General features: G+C 58.0%; 12 protein-coding genes and 4 tRNA genes. All 16 read right to left on the bottom strand.

Annotated features, from left to right (window positions below; all coding sequences use genetic code 11):
* Window positions 1-18 precede the first annotated feature (18 nt).
* Complete coding sequence (rpoC, locus tag AACY13_RS09335; RefSeq protein ID WP_339460991.1) at window positions 19-4,218, bottom strand: DNA-directed RNA polymerase subunit beta'; 4,200 nt, start codon at window positions 4,216-4,218, stop codon at window positions 19-21.
* 64 nt (window positions 4,219-4,282) lie between these two features.
* Entirely contained in the window at window positions 4,283-8,356 is a 4,074-nt protein-coding gene (gene rpoB, locus AACY13_RS09330; protein ID WP_339460989.1) for a DNA-directed RNA polymerase subunit beta, read from the bottom strand.
* 219 nt (window positions 8,357-8,575) lie between these two features.
* Complete coding sequence (rplL, locus tag AACY13_RS09325; RefSeq protein WP_325508441.1) at window positions 8,576-8,941, bottom strand: 50S ribosomal protein L7/L12; 366 nt, start codon at window positions 8,939-8,941, stop codon at window positions 8,576-8,578.
* Between the two features lie 79 nt (window positions 8,942-9,020).
* Window positions 9,021-9,521 (bottom strand): 50S ribosomal protein L10, encoded by a 501-nt coding sequence (gene rplJ / locus AACY13_RS09320; protein WP_339460988.1) that lies wholly within the window; start codon window positions 9,519-9,521, stop codon window positions 9,021-9,023.
* A 198-nt stretch (window positions 9,522-9,719) separates the two neighbouring features.
* Window positions 9,720-10,415 (bottom strand): 50S ribosomal protein L1, encoded by a 696-nt coding sequence (gene rplA / locus AACY13_RS09315; protein ID WP_339460987.1) that lies wholly within the window; start codon window positions 10,413-10,415, stop codon window positions 9,720-9,722.
* A complete protein-coding gene (rplK, locus tag AACY13_RS09310) occupies window positions 10,415-10,846 on the bottom strand; it encodes a 50S ribosomal protein L11 (protein WP_069522401.1) in 432 nt (143 codons plus the stop codon). Before rplK ends, rplA begins: the two co-directional genes overlap by 1 nt.
* Before the next feature lie 116 nt (window positions 10,847-10,962).
* The gene (gene nusG / locus AACY13_RS09305) at window positions 10,963-11,496 is read right to left on the bottom strand and encodes a transcription termination/antitermination protein NusG (protein WP_305624691.1); all 534 of its coding nucleotides are present in this window, start codon (window positions 11,494-11,496) and stop codon (window positions 10,963-10,965) included.
* A gap of 9 nt (window positions 11,497-11,505) precedes the next feature.
* Entirely contained in the window at window positions 11,506-11,874 is a 369-nt protein-coding gene (gene secE, locus AACY13_RS09300; protein ID WP_339460986.1) for a preprotein translocase subunit SecE, read from the bottom strand.
* Window positions 11,875-11,919: 45 nt separating this feature from the next.
* Window positions 11,920-11,995: transfer RNA gene (locus AACY13_RS09295), tRNA-Trp, on the bottom strand.
* A 53-nt stretch (window positions 11,996-12,048) separates the two neighbouring features.
* Complete coding sequence (gene tuf, locus AACY13_RS09290; RefSeq protein ID WP_339460985.1) at window positions 12,049-13,242, bottom strand: elongation factor Tu; 1,194 nt, start codon at window positions 13,240-13,242, stop codon at window positions 12,049-12,051.
* 83 nt (window positions 13,243-13,325) lie between these two features.
* A tRNA-Thr gene (locus AACY13_RS09285) sits at window positions 13,326-13,401 on the bottom strand.
* Between the two features lie 26 nt (window positions 13,402-13,427).
* Window positions 13,428-13,501 (bottom strand) — tRNA-Gly (locus AACY13_RS09280).
* Window positions 13,502-13,525: 24 nt separating this feature from the next.
* A tRNA-Tyr gene (locus AACY13_RS09275) sits at window positions 13,526-13,610 on the bottom strand.
* Window positions 13,611-13,751: 141 nt separating this feature from the next.
* Window positions 13,752-14,423, bottom strand: coding sequence for an SPOR domain-containing protein (locus AACY13_RS09270; protein WP_339460984.1), 672 nt, complete (start codon window positions 14,421-14,423; stop codon window positions 13,752-13,754).
* 8 nt (window positions 14,424-14,431) lie between these two features.
* A complete protein-coding gene (locus AACY13_RS09265; protein WP_339460983.1) occupies window positions 14,432-15,178 on the bottom strand; it encodes a pantothenate kinase in 747 nt (248 codons plus the stop codon).
* The gene (birA, locus tag AACY13_RS09260) at window positions 15,168-16,133 is read right to left on the bottom strand and encodes a bifunctional biotin--[acetyl-CoA-carboxylase] ligase/biotin operon repressor BirA (RefSeq protein WP_339460982.1); all 966 of its coding nucleotides are present in this window, start codon (window positions 16,131-16,133) and stop codon (window positions 15,168-15,170) included. The genes AACY13_RS09265 and birA overlap by 11 nt, the downstream gene beginning before the upstream one ends.
* Between the last annotated feature and the right edge of the window lie 333 nt (window positions 16,134-16,466).

Here is a 16,466-nt window from a genome sequence, read left to right as displayed (position 1 = left end):
TCGACCGGGGCTCCACACTCAATTGCTGCTGGAGTTCAGCGCTTCGGTCAGTGCAGCTTCCACTTCACTGGCGCTGACACGTACCGGCTGAGCCGCTTCACGCTTGCGCTTGCGCTCGCTGTGATAAGCCAGACCGGTACCGGCCGGGATCAGACGACCCACGACCACGTTTTCTTTCAAGCCACGCAGGTAGTCGCGCTTGCCAGTAACCGCCGCCTCGGTAAGAACGCGAGTGGTTTCCTGGAAGGAGGCCGCCGAGATAAACGACTCGGTGGACAACGACGCCTTGGTGATACCCAGCAATACGCGGGTGTACTTGGCAACGAACTTGTCGTCTGCCGCCAGACGCTCGTTCTCACCCAGTACCGCGGTCAACTCCATCTGGTCGCCCTTGATGAAGGTGGAATCGCCCGACTCAGCCACTTCAACCTTGCGCAGCATCTGGCGCAGGATGGTTTCGATGTGCTTGTCGTTGATCTTCACGCCCTGCAGACGGTACACGTCCTGGATCTCGTTGACGATGTACTTGGCCAGCGCGCTGACACCCAGCAGACGCAGGATATCGTGCGGGTCGCTCGGACCGTCGGAGATAACTTCACCCTTGTTGACCTGTTCACCTTCGAACACGTTCAGGTGACGCCACTTCGGAATCAGCTCTTCGTACGGATCGCTGCCATCGGTCGGCGTGATCACCAAGCGGCGCTTGCCTTTGGTTTCCTTGCCGAACGAGATGGTGCCGCTGATTTCTGCGAGGATCGACGCTTCTTTCGGGCGACGGGCTTCGAACAGGTCAGCAACGCGCGGCAGACCACCGGTGATGTCACGGGTCTTGGAAGTCTCTTGCGGGATACGAGCGATAACATCACCCACGCCCACCTGAGCACCGTTGGCCACACCCACCAGGGCGTTAGCCGGCAGGAAGTACTGAGCCGGTACGTCGGTACCCGGCAGCAGCAGATCCTTGCCATCTTCGCCAACCATCTTCACCGCAGGACGGATGTCCTTGCCGGCAGCCGGACGATCCTTCGGATCGAGGACTTCGATGTTGGTCAGACCGGTCAATTCGTCGGTCTGACGCTTGATGGTGATGCCTTCTTCCATGCCCACGTAGGTCACGGTACCTTTCATTTCGGTAACGATCGGGTGGGTGTGCGGGTCCCACTTGGCGACGATAGCGCCAGCGTCGACCTTGTCGCCTTCCTTGACCGAAATCACAGCACCGTACGGCAGCTTGTAGCGCTCGCGCTCACGACCGAACTCGTCGGCAATCGCCAGCTCGCCGGAGCGGGAAACCGCTACCAGGTTGCCGTCTAGACGCTCGACGTGCTTGAGGTTGTGCAGACGAATCGCACCGCCGTTCTTCACCTGGACGCTGTCGGCAGCCGAGGTCCGGCTGGCCGCACCACCGATGTGGAACGTACGCATGGTGAGCTGGGTACCCGGCTCACCGATCGACTGAGCCGCGATAACGCCGACTGCTTCACCGATGTTGATCTGGTGACCACGAGCCAGGTCGCGACCGTAGCACTTGGCGCAGATGCCGTAGCGGGTTTCACAGCTGATCGGCGAACGCACGATCACTTCGTCGATGCTGTTCAGCTCGATGAACTCGACCCACTGCTCGTCAACCAGGGTGCCAGCCGGCACGATGACTTCGTCAGTACCCGGCTTGAACACGTCACGGGCGATGACTCGACCCAGTACGCGCTCACCCAGCGGCTCGACCACGTCACCGCCTTCAATGTGCGGTGTCATCAGCAGGCCATGCTCGGTGCCGCAATCGATCGCGGTAACAACCAAGTCTTGCGCAACGTCCACCAGACGACGGGTCAGGTAACCGGAGTTGGCGGTCTTCAACGCGGTATCCGCCAGCCCCTTACGAGCACCGTGCGTGGAGATGAAGTACTGCAGAACCGACAGACCTTCGCGGAAGTTCGCGGTGATCGGCGTTTCGATGATCGAGCCGTCCGGCTTGGCCATCAGACCACGCATACCGGCGAGCTGACGGATCTGCGCAGCAGAACCCCGCGCACCGGAGTCGGCCATCATGTACATGGAGTTGAAGGACTCCTGCTCGACGGTCTTGCCATCGCGATCGACGACTGCTTCCTTCGACAGGTTGGCCATCATCGCCTTGGACACTTCGTCGTTGGCCTTGGACCAGAGGTCGATCACCTTGTTGTACTTCTCGCCCTGGGTTACCAGGCCGGAGGCGTACTGCGATTCGATCTCTTTAACTTCCTCGGTGGCGGCGTCGATGATCCGCGCCTTCTCATCCGGGATAACGAAGTCGTTCACACCGATCGACACACCGGAGATGGTCGAATAGGCGAAACCGGTGTACATCAGCTGGTCGGCGAAGATCACGGTGTCCTTCAAGCCAACGGTGCGGTAGCACTGGTTGATCAGCTTGGAGATCGCCTTCTTCTTCATCGACTGGTTGACCACGTCGTAGGACAGGCCATCCGGCACGATCTGGAACAGCAGCGCACGGCCGACAGTGGTGTCGACGATGCGGGTGTTCTTGGTGATGGTGCCGTCGCGATCACGAATGACCTCGTTAATGCGCACCTTGACCTTGGCGTGCAGCGACGCTTCGCCGCCACGGAATACCCGGTCGACTTCCTGCAGGTCGGCGAATACGCGGCCTTCGCCCTTGGCGTTGATCGCTTCGCGGGTCATGTAGTACAGACCCAGTACCACGTCCTGCGACGGCACGATGATCGGCTCACCGTTGGCAGGCGAGAGGATGTTGTTGGTCGACATCATCAGCGCACGGGCTTCGAGCTGGGCTTCCAGCGTCAGCGGTACGTGCACGGCCATCTGGTCGCCGTCGAAGTCGGCGTTGTACGCGGCGCAGACCAGCGGGTGCAGCTGGATGGCTTTACCTTCGATCAGAACCGGCTCGAACGCCTGGATGCCCAGACGGTGCAGGGTCGGTGCACGGTTGAGCAACACTGGGTGTTCGCGAATCACTTCGGCGAGAACGTCCCACACCTCTGGCAGCTCGCGCTCGACCATCTTCTTCGCAGCTTTAATGGTGGTCGCGAGACCACGCATTTCCAGCTTGCCGAAAATGAACGGCTTGAACAGCTCGAGGGCCATCTTCTTCGGCAGACCGCACTGGTGCAGACGCAGAGTCGGGCCCACGGTAATTACCGAACGACCGGAGTAGTCCACGCGCTTACCGAGCAGGTTCTGACGGAAGCGACCTTGCTTACCCTTGATCATGTCGGCCAAGGATTTCAGCGGACGCTTGTTCGAACCAGTGATGGCGCGACCACGACGGCCGTTGTCGAGCAGGGCGTCGACCGCTTCCTGCAGCATGCGCTTTTCGTTGCGCACGATGATGTCCGGCGCGGACAGATCGAGCAGGCGCTTGAGACGGTTGTTACGGTTGATCACGCGACGATACAGATCGTTGAGATCCGAGGTCGCGAAGCGGCCACCGTCGAGCGGAACCAGCGGACGCAGATCTGGCGGCAGAACCGGCAGAACGGTCAACACCATCCACTCAGGCAGGTTGCCCGAGCCGAGGAAGGCCTCCATAAGCTTCAGACGCTTGGACAGCTTCTTGATCTTGGTTTCCGAGTTGGTTTGCGGAATCTCTTCGCGCAGACGGCCAATCTCGTGTTCCAGGTCGATCGCGTGCAGCAGCTCGCGAACGGCCTCGGCACCCATGCGGGCGTCGAAGTCATCACCGAACTCTTCGAGGGCTTCGAAGTACTGCTCGTCGTTGAGCAGCTGGCCTTTTTCAAGGGTGGTCATGCCTGGATCGATAACCACGTAGCTCTCGAAGTAGAGAACGCGCTCGATATCACGCAGGGTCATGTCCATCAGCAAACCGATACGGCTTGGCAGTGATTTCAAGAACCAGATGTGGGCAACCGGCGACGCCAGTTCGATGTGCGCCATGCGCTCACGACGAACCTTGGCCAGTGCAACTTCAACGCCGCACTTCTCGCAGATCACGCCGCGATGCTTCAAGCGCTTGTACTTACCGCACAGGCACTCGTAATCCTTGACCGGGCCAAAGATCTTGGCGCAGAACAGGCCGTCACGCTCAGGCTTGAACGTACGGTAGTTGATGGTTTCCGGTTTTTTAACTTCACCGAACGACCACGAACGGATCATCTCAGGCGAAGCAAGACCGATGCGAATGGCATCGAACTCTTCGACTTGACCCTGGTTTTTCAGCAAATTCAGTAGGTCTTTCAAGGCCTTTCCTCCTGGCGGAGCAGAGAGCGGGCTGTGCAGCCCCGCTCTCGATTCGCGTCACGTGTTATTCGGTTTCCAGATCGATGTCGATACCCAGCGAACGGATCTCTTTGATCAGTACGTTGAAGGACTCGGGCATGCCCGGCTCCATACGGTGATCACCGTCCACGATGTTTTTGTACATCTTGGTACGGCCGTTCACGTCGTCCGACTTCACGGTCAGCATTTCCTGCAGGGTGTAGGCGGCGCCGTAGGCTTCCAGTGCCCAGACCTCCATCTCACCGAAGCGCTGACCACCGAACTGCGCCTTACCACCCAGCGGCTGCTGAGTAACCAGGCTGTAGGAACCCGTGGAACGCGCGTGCATCTTGTCGTCCACCAGGTGGTTCAGTTTCAGCATGTACATGTAGCCAACGGTGGTCGGACGCTCGAACTGGTTACCAGTACGGCCGTCGATCAGGCGCATCTGGCCGCTTTCTGGCAGGTCCGCCAGTTTCAGCATGGCCTTGATTTCGCTTTCCTTGGCACCGTCGAACACCGGGGTGGCCATCGGCACACCACCTTTGAGGTTGTGCGCCAGGTTGAGGATTTCCTGATCACTCAGCTCATCCAGGCTTTCCTGACGACCGCCGATCTCGTTGTAGATCTGCTGCATGAACTTACGCAGCTCGGCGACCTTGCGCTGCTCTTCGAGCATGCGGTTGATCTTCTCGCCCAGACCTTTTGCCGCGAGGCCCAGGTGGGTTTCGAGGATCTGCCCGACGTTCATACGCGACGGTACGCCCAGCGGGTTGAGGACGATGTCGACCGGCGTACCGTTGACGTCGTGCGGCATGTCTTCGACCGGCATGATCACCGAGACCACACCCTTGTTACCGTGACGACCGGCCATCTTGTCGCCCGGCTGGATGCGGCGACGGATAGCCAGGTAGACCTTGACGATCTTCAGCACGCCCGGTGCCAGGTCATCGCCCTGCTGCAGTTTGCGCTTCTTGTCTTCGAACTTGTCGTCGAGCAGCTGACGGCGGTCGGAGATGTAGGCCTGGGCCTTTTCCAACTGCTCGTTCAGTGCATCGTCAGCCATGCGCAGCTTGAACCACTGGCCGCGCTCGAGGCCGTCGAGGAACTCGTCGGTGACTTCTGCGCCCTTCTTCAGGCCAGCGCCGCCTTCGGCTTTCTTGCCAACCAGGGCGGAACGCAGACGCTCGAAGGTCGCGCCTTCGACGATGCGGAACTCTTCGTTGAGATCCTTGCGGATCTCGTCGAGCTGGCTCTTCTCGATCGACAGGGCACGGGCATCGCGCTCAACGCCGTCGCGGGTGAAGACCTGCACGTCGATAACGGTACCCTTGGTACCAGTCGGCACGCGCAGGGAGGTGTCCTTAACGTCGGACGCCTTCTCACCGAAGATCGCACGCAGCAGCTTCTCTTCCGGGGTCAGCTGGGTTTCGCCTTTTGGCGTGACCTTGCCGACCAGGATGTCGCCCGGGCCGACTTCGGCACCGACATAGACGATGCCTGCTTCGTCCAGCTTGTTCAGCGCAGACTCACCGACGTTCGGGATGTCGGAAGTAATTTCTTCCGAGCCGAGCTTGGTGTCACGCGCCACACAGGTCAGTTCCTGAATGTGGATGGTGGTGAAACGATCTTCTTGCACCACGCGCTCGGAGAGGCAGATGGAGTCTTCGAAGTTGTAACCGTTCCACGGCATGAACGCGACGCGCATGTTCTGACCCAGCGCCAGTTCACCCATGTCGGTGGACGGGCCATCGGCCAGGATGTCACTGCGCTCGACCTGATCACCTTTGCGCACCAGCGGACGCTGGTTGATGCAGGTGTTCTGGTTGGAGCGGGTGTATTTGGTCAGGTTGTAGATGTCGACACCGGCTTCACCGGTTTCAACTTCGTCGTCATTGACGCGAACCACAACACGGCTGGCATCGACCGAGTCGATCACACCACCACGGCGCGCCACGACGCAAACGCCGGAGTCGCGCGCCACGTTGCGCTCCATGCCGGTACCTACCAGCGGCTTGTCGGCACGCAGAGTCGGTACAGCCTGACGCTGCATGTTCGAACCCATCAACGCACGGTTGGCGTCGTCGTGCTCGAGGAACGGGATCAGCGAAGCGGCAACCGAAACCACCTGCTTGGGCGATACGTCCATCAGGGTGACGTCTTCAGGTGCCTTAACGGTGAATTCGTTGAGGTGACGCACGGCCACCAACTCATCAACCAGCTGACCTTTGTCGTTCATGGTCGCCGAAGCCTGGGCGATCACGTGATCGGCCTCTTCGATGGCGGACAGGAAGACGATTTCGTCGGTGACCAGGGTGTCTTTCACCACACGATACGGGCTCTCGAGGAAGCCGTACTGGTTGGTGCGGGCATAGGCCGCCAGGGAGTTGATCAGACCGATGTTCGGACCTTCAGGGGTCTCGATCGGGCACACACGGCCGTAGTGGGTCGGATGTACGTCACGGACTTCGAAGCCGGCACGCTCACGGGTCAGACCGCCCGGGCCAAGAGCCGAAACACGGCGCTTGTGGGTGATCTCGGAGAGCGGGTTGTTCTGGTCCATAAACTGCGAGAGCTGGCTGGAACCGAAGAACTCCTTCACCGCCGCCGCAACCGGCTTGGCGTTGATCAGATCCTGCGGCATCAGGCCTTCGCTTTCGGCCATCGACAGACGTTCCTTGACCGCACGCTCTACGCGCACCAGGCCAACGCGGAACTGGTTCTCGGCCATTTCGCCGACGCAACGAACACGACGGTTACCCAGGTGGTCGATGTCGTCGACGATGCCTTTACCGTTACGGATATCGACCAGGGTCTTGAGAACCTCGACGATATCTTCGCGGCTCAGCACGCCGGAACCTTCGATCTCGGTGCGACCGATACGACGGTTGAACTTCATCCGGCCCACGGCCGACAGGTCGTAACGCTCGGCGCTGAAGAACAGGTTGTTAAACAGAGTCTCGGCAGCATCCTTGGTTGGCGGCTCGCCAGGACGCATCATGCGATAGATCTCGACCAGCGCTTCCAACTGATTGGTGGTGCTGTCGATCTTCAGGGTGTCGGAGATGAACGGACCGCAATCGATGTCGTTGGTGTACAGGGTCTCGATGCGCACGACCTGAGCCTTGACCACCTTGGCCAGGATCTCGACGTTCAGCTCGGTGTTGCACTCGGCGATGATTTCGCCGGTCGCCGGGTGCACGATGGCCTTGGCCGAGGTGCGACCGATCAGGTAGTCGATCGGTACTTCCAGCTCTTTGATGCCAGCCTTGTCCAGCTGGTTGATATGGCGCGCAGTAATCCGGCGGCCTTGCTCAACGATGACCTTGCCCTTGTCGTCCAGGATGTCGAGGACGGCAATTTCACCACGCAGGCGCTGCGGCACCAGTTCCAGGTTGAGGGACTCGCCCTTCACATGGAATACGTTGGTGGCATAGAAGGCATCCAACACTTCCTCAGTGCTGTAACCCAGCGCGCGCAACAGAACCGAGGCCGGCAGTTTGCGGCGGCGGTCGATACGTACGAACACGGCATCCTTGGGGTCGAACTCGAAGTCCAACCAGGAACCGCGGTACGGAATGATGCGGGCGGAGTACAGCAGCTTACCGGAACTGTGGGTCTTGCCGCGGTCGTGGTCGAAGAACACGCCCGGAGAGCGGTGCAACTGGGACACGATAACGCGCTCGGTACCGTTGATAACGAAGGTACCGTTCTCGGTCATGAGCGGAATTTCGCCCATGTACACTTCTTGCTCTTTGATGTCCTTGATCGCTTTGTTCGACGATTCCTTGTCGAAAATGATCAGGCGGACTTTTACCCGCAACGGCACGGCGAAGGTCACGCCGCGCAGTACGCATTCTTTGACATCGAAAGCCGGCTCGCCCAGGCGATAACCGACATACTCCAGAGCAGCATTGCCGGAATAGCTGATAATCGGGAAAACAGACTTGAAGGCCGCATGCAGGCCAATGTCGCGGAACTGGTCCTTGGTCGCCCCTGCCTGCAGGAATTCGCGATACGAATCCAGCTGGATGGCCAGGAGATACGGCACATCCATGACATCCGGCAACTTGCTAAAGTCCTTGCGGATACGTTTTTTCTCAGTATATGAGTAAGCCATCAGCGTTCCCCAGCTTGGTCACCTGCCTATTTGGCCCCTCCGACGGGAGTTGCCAGAAACTCTTGCAAACCCTAGGTTTGCACCGTCACTTCGGACGGGTATTTCACGCCCTAGGCCAGCCAACGATTAGCCGACCTAGAACGGAAAAAGGCCGGTGGCAAAAGCCACCAGCCATCAGCCTTTCGCTTAACGCTTGGGCTGTAGACGCAAGGTCGTCGCTTACTTGAGCTCGACTTTGGCGCCAGCTTCTTCCAAGGCAGCCTTGGCTTTGTCAGCTGCGTCTTTGGCAACAGCTTCCAGAACCATGGCAGGAGCGCCGTCAACTACAGCCTTGGCTTCTTTCAGGCCCAGACCGGTCAGTTCACGAACTGCCTTGATCACGTTTACTTTCTTCTCGCCGGCTTCAAGCAGCATCACGTTGAATTCGGTTTGCTCTTCAACAACGGCAGCAGCAGCAGCTGGGCCAGCAGAGGCAACAGCAGCGGTAACGCCGAAGGTTTCTTCCATTGCTTTGATCAGTTCAACAACTTCCAGAACGGTTTTCTGGCCGATTGCTTCGATGATTTGTTCGTTAGTCAGAGACATGACTTTAAATCCTGTATTGGGGTGACAGCCTACGCAGCCATCAAATTAAACATATGATTTTGAAAGAGTTTGCGATGCCTTAGGCAGCGGTAGCTTCTTTCTGGTCGCGAATGGCCGCCAGAGTACGAGCCAGCTTGCTGGTAGCGCCTTGGATCACGCTCATCAGTTTCGCAATGGCTTCGTCGCGAGTTGGCAGCGAAGCCAACACGTCGATCTCGTTTGCTGCGAGGTACTTGCCCTCGAACGCAGCTGCCTTGATCTCGAACTTGTCCTGACCCTTGGCGAACTCTTTGAAAATACGAGCAGCAGCGCCCGGATGTTCCTTGGAGAATGCAATCAGGGTCGGGCCTTTGAACACGTCGTTGAGGACAGCGTAATCGGTGCCTTCAACAGCGCGCTTGAGCAGGGTATTACGTACAACACGTACGTATACGCCAGCTTCGCGGGCCTCTTTACGGAGTCCGGTCATAGCGCCTACAGTCACACCGCGGGCATCAGCCACAACAGCGGAAAGAGCGCCTTTGGCAGCCTCGTTGACTTCAGCGACGATGGCCTTCTTGTCTTCGAGTTTAATTGCCACGGGTTTAACTCCTGCTTGTTACCGTTTCATCTAGCCGAAGCCGGATGTCGTTTTGGTGTCTGATTCGGTAAGGAACCGGGAGCACCATCTGCGTAGGCGGTTGATTTAAGGCTTACGCCACCTACGGTCTTGGATAGCCCCCGCCAGGCAGGGACCCCAAAGTTTCGAAGTGGCGCAATTGCTTGCGCCACTTCTGTGTTACGCGTCGAGCGAGCCCTGATCGATGATCAGGCCTGGACCCATGGTGGTGCTCAGGGTTACGCGCTTGACGTAGATGCCTTTGGAAGTCGATGGCTTCAGACGCTTGAGGTCGGAAATCAGCGCTTCAACGTTCTGCTTCAACTTCTCGGCGTCAAAACCAACCTTGCCGACGGAACCGTGAATGATGCCGTTTTTGTCAGTACGGAAACGTACTTGACCAGCCTTGGCATTCTTCACAGCGGTAGCCACGTCAGGGGTAACAGTACCGACTTTCGGGTTAGGCATCAGACCGCGCGGGCCGAGCACTTGACCGAGCTGACCAACAACGCGCATTGCATCCGGGGAAGCAATAACGACGTCATAGTTCAGGTCGCCGCCTTTCATTTCGGCAGCCAGATCGTCCATACCTACGCGGTCAGCGCCGGCAGCCAGAGCGGCCTCAGCAGCCGGCCCCTGGGTGAACACGGCAACGCGAACGCTTTTGCCCGAACCATTTGGCAGCACGGTAGCACCGCGAACAACCTGGTCAGATTTACGCGGATCGACGCCCAGGTTTACCGAGATATCGACGGACTCAGAGAACTTAACTGCCGACAGCTCAGCCAGCAGCGCGGCCGCTTCAACGAAGTTGTAAGCCTTGCCAGCTTCAACTTTCTCAGCGATTGCCTTTTGACGCTTAGTCAACTTAGCCATTACACACCCTCCACGTTCAGGCCCATGCTGCGAGCGGAGCCAGCGATAGTACGCACGGCGGCGTCCATATCGGCGGCAGTCAGATCAGCCTGTTTGGTCTTGGCGATCTCTTCCAGCTGAGCACGAGTTACAGTGCCGACCTTGACGGTGTTCGGACGAGCCGAACCGCTGGTCAGGCCTGCAGCCTTCTTCAGCAGAACCGAAGCCGGGGTGCTTTTGGTTTCAAAGGTGAAGCTGCGGTCGCTGTATACAGTGATGATCACTGGAGTCGGCAGACCAGGTTCCATGCCCTGGGTACGGGCGTTGAACGCCTTGCAGAATTCCATGATATTCACACCGTGCTGACCCAGAGCCGGGCCAACGGGCGGGCTTGGGTTGGCCTGTGCAGCCTTTACTTGCAGCTTGATATAAGCCGTGATTTTCTTAGCCATTAGCTACTCCAATTACGGGTTCTAGCGCCTTACGGCTCCCCGGTTATTACCTGTTTATCCCAGTGACGACAAAACCCCGCAGCCTATGGCTGCGGGGTAAGGGATGCGTATGTCAGTTATGCCTTTTCGACTTGACTGAACTCCAGCTCGACCGGTGTCGAACGACCAAAAATGGTCACCGCCACCTGGATGCGGCTTTTTTCGTAATTCACTTCTTCAACCACACCGCTGAAATCGGCGAACGGACCGTCGGTCACGCGCACCATTTCACCTGGCTCGAACAAGGTCTTGGGCTTCGGCTTGTCGCCACTGTCAGCCACACGACGCAGAATCGCATCGGCTTCTTTTTCAGTGATCGGTGCCGGCTTATCAGCGGTACCGCCGATAAAGCCCATGACCCGCGGCGTATCCTTGATCAAGTGCCAAGTCGCCTCGTTCATCTCCATCTGCACCAGGACATAGCCCGGGAAGAACTTGCGCTCGCTCTTGCGCTTCTGACCATTTCGCATCTCGACCACTTCTTCAGTAGGCACGAGAATTTCGCCAAAGCCATCTTCCATTCCAGCGAGCTTCACACGCTCGATCAACGAGCGCATAACATGCTTCTCGTAACCCGAGTAAGCATGCACAACGTACCAACGCTTAGCCACGGGACACCTTTAACCGACAATCAACGAAATCAGCCAACCCAGCAGGGAATCAAGCCCCCACAACAGCAACGCCATCACCAAAACAACAGCCACGACAATCAGCGTGGTCTGCGTGGTTTCTTGACGGGTCGGCCAAACGACCTTACGAATCTCAACACGCGCTTCTTTTGCCAGAACGGAAAAGGCCTGGCCTTTTGCCGTTTGCAACGCAATAAATCCTGCAACAGCCGCAATGACCAGCAGGACCAGTACGCGATACAGGATAGGCTCGGCAGAGAAGTACTGATTACCAACCACACCCACGACCACAAGCGCAGCAACAGCCAGCCACTTGATCAGATCAAAGCGTGATTCTTTGGCTTCAGCCTTAGCATTCATTTACGAGAATCCTGTTAAAAGACGCGCCAGATTCATAAGAGAAAATGGCAGGTCAGGAGGGAATCGAACCCCCAACCTACGGTTTTGGAGACCGTCGCTCTGCCAATTGAGCTACTGACCTAAAACAAAATCAGGCCGACCATTATGCCGGCCTGACGGGGACAGATCAATCGATTACTCGATGATCTTGGCTACGACACCCGCACCGACGGTACGACCGCCTTCACGAATGGCGAAACGCAGACCTTCTTCCATTGCAATGGTCTTGATCAGGGTAACGGTCATTTGCACGTTATCACCCGGCATTACCATCTCAACGCCTTCAGGCAGTTCGCAGTTACCGGTTACGTCGGTAGTGCGGAAGTAGAACTGAGGACGGTAGCCTTTGAAGAACGGCGTATGACGACCACCTTCCTCCTTGCCCAGCACGTACACTTCTGCAGTGAACTTGGTGTGCGGCTTGACCGAACCCGGCTTGACCAGAACCTGGCCACGCTCTACGTCGTCACGCTTGGTGCCGCGCAGCAGAACGCCGCAGTTCTCGCCAGCACGACCTTCGTCGAGCAGCTTGCGGAACATCTCGACACCGGTACAGGTGGTCTTGGTGGTATCACGCAGACCAACGATCTCGATTTCTTCCTGGATCTTGACGATACCGCGCTCGATACGGCCAGTTACCACAGTGCCACGACCGGAGATCGAGAATACGTCTTCGATCGGCATCAGGAACGGTTTGTCGATGGCACGAACCGGCTCAGGGATGTAGCTGTCCAGAGTCTCAACCAACTTCTTGACGGCAGTGGTGCCCATCTCGTTGTCGTCTTGACCGTTCAGCGCCATCAGAGCGGAACCGATGATGATCGGCGTGTCGTCGCCCGGGAAATCGTAGGTACTGAGCAGGTCACGCACTTCCATTTCCACCAACTCCAGCAGCTCGGCGTCGTCAACCATGTCAGCCTTGTTCAGGAAGACCACGATGTACGGAACACCTACCTGACGGGACAGCAGGATGTGCTCACGGGTTTGCGGCATCGGACCATCAGCGGCCGAGCAAACCAGGATAGCGCCATCCATCTGCGCAGCACCGGTGATCATGTTTTTTACGTAGTCAGCGTGACCTGGGCAGTCAACGTGCGCGTAGTGACGCACGGACGAATCGTATTCAACGTGAGCGGTGTTGATGGTGATACCACGAGCTTTTTCTTCTGGGGCGCTGTCGATCTTGTCGAAGTCAACCTTGGCCGAACCGAATACTTCGGAGCAGACACGGGTCAGAGCAGCGGTCAGAGTGGTTTTACCGTGGTCAACGTGACCGATAGTGCCAACGTTGACGTGCGGCTTGTTACGCTCAAACTTTTCTTTAGCCATTTTGACTGCCTCCCAGAGAAGAATTGACTCAGCATCACCGCCATAAAACAAAGGCAGATACTTGCATATCTGCCTTTATTAGATGGAGCTCATGAGCGGACTCGAACCGCTGACCTCACCCTTACCAAGGGTGTGCTCTACCAACTGAGCTACATGAGCCAAACACATCGCAAAAACAACAATGCTGGAGCGGGTAGCGGGAATCGAACCCGCATCATCAGCTTGGAAGGCTGAGGTTCTACCACTGAACTATACCCGCGGAGCCTGCAGCTCTCGCTAAATCTGGTGGAGGGAGAAGGATTCGAACCTTCGAAGTCGATGACGTCAGATTTACAGTCTGATCCCTTTGGCCACTCGGGAATCCCTCCAAACGGGGCGGCATTCTCATTCGATGCCGACCTACTGTCAAGCAATTTCTCATTAAAAAACCTGAGGTTAGCTACATTGACAGCAACTTCGCAGATCACTTGTTAGCGCCACCCTGCGAAGCGGGCGCCATTCTATGCAATCTAGCGAGGGCTTGCAATCCCCTCGCACGGCATTAATTGATGCTGTAAGCCTTTGAAGTCAAAAGCCAAACGCTCCAGTAGCGAATCATCGGCCAGACGGCGGCTTTCCGGGGCTATGCGCACCCAGAAACTGCGGTGGGCACGGGTCAATTCCCTCAGCAAGGGCTCATATCCGGCATCACGCAACCGCTGCATCACACTCTCCGCCGAATCGCTGCGCGGAAAAATTCCGAGCGAAATACCATTGGATAAGTCGCCCTGGGTAATGATGTAGCTATCGATCTTGCGCGCCTGCAACTCCCGCAACTGGCGCAACGAAGCCTGGCGCGAGGCCAGCGGCGGCAGATACACCCAGTAATCGACACCCGCCGCGGCATCCATCGACTGCACCCGCGAGCGAATATCCAGACTCAGCAGGCGCTGCTCGACTGCCGCCGCATCATCAACCTGCTCAAAACTGCCGAGAAACAGACAGACAGCCTCAATAGGCTCCTCGGACACGCCCTGCCGTCGCGATGGGGCCGTCGACTCGCTCAATAGGCGTATATCGCTCTTGGCCTGCGAAGCCAGCTGCAGAGGTGCAATTTCAGTGACCCGCAATGGGGCCTGCTGCTGATGCCAGACGTAATAGAAAAGATTCAACACCACCAACCACAAAAACATCCAGCGCATGCATGACCTCAACGTAATGGACAGGCAATCGCCAAACCTACAAACACCAGATCCGGCACCACCCTTGCGCGCGGAAGCATAGCCGTCACCTGGGATGCATCCCCCCCGGTGAGGAAGACCTCAAAGGATTCCCCCAGCAACTCGGCCGCCAGAGACAACTGACCGTGCACAAACCCCTGAAGCATCAGGGAGCAGCCGCGCTCGACCGCCTCCGCAGTTGAGCGGCCTGGCAGCCGACTCCCGAGCGCTTGCGTAGCCTCGGTATCGGCATAGCGCGTCCTGCGCGTGTGAGTGCGCAACTGGCTACGCATCAATGGCATACCCGGGCAGATAAAGCCCCCCAGGTGCTGCCCATCGGCGGCAACAAAATCGGCAGTAACCGCGGTCCCCAGATCCAGCACCAGACAAGCCGCCCGAGACAACCGATAAGCGGCCACCAGCGCCAGCCAGCGGTCCAGACCAAGGCGCTCATACTGCTCGTAGCCGTTGCGCACCCCCGCCAACTCTAAAGCCGGGCGCGCGCAATGGCATTGAATGGCAAAGGCCTGCTCCAAAGAGCGGACCAAACGCGCCGTTTCCTCATCGCTGCGCACACTGACCAGACGACAGACAAGAAGTGTAACGGACATGCCCTGGACAGCCTGTAACAGCTCCTCATCCGAACCAACTACACCGCCAGCCGCTGCAAGCGAATAATCACGATTCAGCAGACGCCACTTAATCAGGGTATTCCCGCAGTCGAGCTCAAGAATCATCGCGTAACCTCATGCTGAGCTCCCCACCGCTAAAGCTGCGCTCCCGCCCATCGACAAGCAGGCGCACCGCCCCAGAATGATCGACACCCAACACAACCCCTGTCACAGGCTCACCACCGGCCGTCAGCATAACCGCGCGCCCCTGCCAGAGGTGACAGTCCTGCCACTCGCCCTGCAGCGCCGAAAACCCATGCTGCAGCTGAACATCCAGGTAGCGGGAGAGGTGACGGTTGAGCCCGACCACCAACTCATTGCGATTAATCACACGCCCCAACTCGGCGCGCATTGAGGTCCAAGGCTGATCTATCGCAGCCAAAGCGGCTGAGAGCATGTTTACATTAAGGCCTATACCGATAACCACATGGCAGACATCGGCCGGGTCACCCGACAACTCCAGGAGAACACCCGCCAGCTTGCGATCGCCAACCAGCACATCATTCGGCCACTTCAACCCCGCTTCAACAACCCCCGCCTCGCGAATGACCTGAAGCAAGGCCAACCCCACCGCCAGGCTCAGCCCCTCGAGTTGACGCATACCACCCTCAACCCGGAGCACCAAGCTGTAATACAGGTTTTCGCCAAACGGACTGGCCCAACTGCGGCCGCGCCGGCCACGCCCACTGGTCTGGCGCTCCGCCAGCACGACAAATGGCAGAGACTGCGCCTGCCCAATCCGCCGCAATGCCTCCGCATTGGTCGAATCGACACTTGGCAGCACCGTAACCGGCCACGCAGAGCCCGCTGCGTTAGCCTCGATCCAGGTGCCATCCAATAACTGCAAAGGGCTTTCCAGGCGATAGCCGCGACCACGCACCGTATGAATCGGCAGAGAGAGCTCGGCCTGGAGAGATTGCAACTGTTTCCATACAGCCGAGCGGCTAATCCCCAGCGACGCGCCCAGCGCCTCCCCGGAGTGAAACTGCCCATCTTGAAGAAGCTTTAACAATGGAAGCATGCCATTCCCACCAAGCGATCAGGCACGCATGATAACGGCGGGCCGATAAGTTGCCTATCAAAGGTATATGACGCCGAGCGAGAAATCCGAACCAAGCAGCACCTGGCTGCACCCCATAAACCGCAACCTGCCTGAGTGGCTCTCTGCGGTTACAGCACCCTTAACTGCTGACGGCTGGTCCTCGCGGAATTACACAGGCAACCGCGTGCGGCGCGCTTTATTTTCTCGCGGCCAAAGTAAAACCCCCGACCAGTTTCCTGATCGGGGGTTTTGGTATAGGTGCTTGACGATGACCTACTCTCACATGGGGAAACCCCACACTACCATCGGCGA

This window comes from Pseudomonas sp. EA_105y_Pfl2_R69, from assembly GCF_963970915.1.
In the GTDB taxonomy this organism is placed as follows: domain Bacteria; phylum Pseudomonadota; class Gammaproteobacteria; order Pseudomonadales; family Pseudomonadaceae; genus Aquipseudomonas.
The sequence above is the reverse complement of the archived record's forward strand: the minus strand, read 5'-3'. Positions and strand labels throughout refer to the sequence as shown.

Bases quoted from the DNA above. Each gene is read 5' to 3' on its own strand.
- rpoB (WP_339460989.1), bottom strand. From the start codon at position 8,356: ATGGCTTACTCATATACTGAGAAAAAACGTATCCGCAAGGACTTTAGC.
- rplL (WP_325508441.1), bottom strand. From the start codon at position 8,941: ATGTCTCTGACTAACGAACAAATCATCGAAGCAATCGGCCAGAAAACC.
- rplA (WP_339460987.1), bottom strand. From the start codon at position 10,415: ATGGCTAAGTTGACTAAGCGTCAAAAGGCAATCGCTGAGAAAGTTGAA.
- rplK (WP_069522401.1), bottom strand. From the start codon at position 10,846: ATGGCTAAGAAAATCACGGCTTATATCAAGCTGCAAGTAAAGGCTGCA.
- secE (WP_339460986.1), bottom strand. From the start codon at position 11,874: ATGAATGCTAAGGCTGAAGCCAAAGAATCACGCTTTGATCTGATCAAG.
- tuf (WP_339460985.1), bottom strand. From the start codon at position 13,242: ATGGCTAAAGAAAAGTTTGAGCGTAACAAGCCGCACGTCAACGTTGGC.
- AACY13_RS09270 (WP_339460984.1), bottom strand. From the start codon at position 14,423: ATGCGCTGGATGTTTTTGTGGTTGGTGGTGTTGAATCTTTTCTATTAC.
- AACY13_RS09265 (WP_339460983.1), bottom strand. From the start codon at position 15,178: ATGATTCTTGAGCTCGACTGCGGGAATACCCTGATTAAGTGGCGTCTG.
- birA (WP_339460982.1), bottom strand. From the start codon at position 16,133: ATGCTTCCATTGTTAAAGCTTCTTCAAGATGGGCAGTTTCACTCCGGG.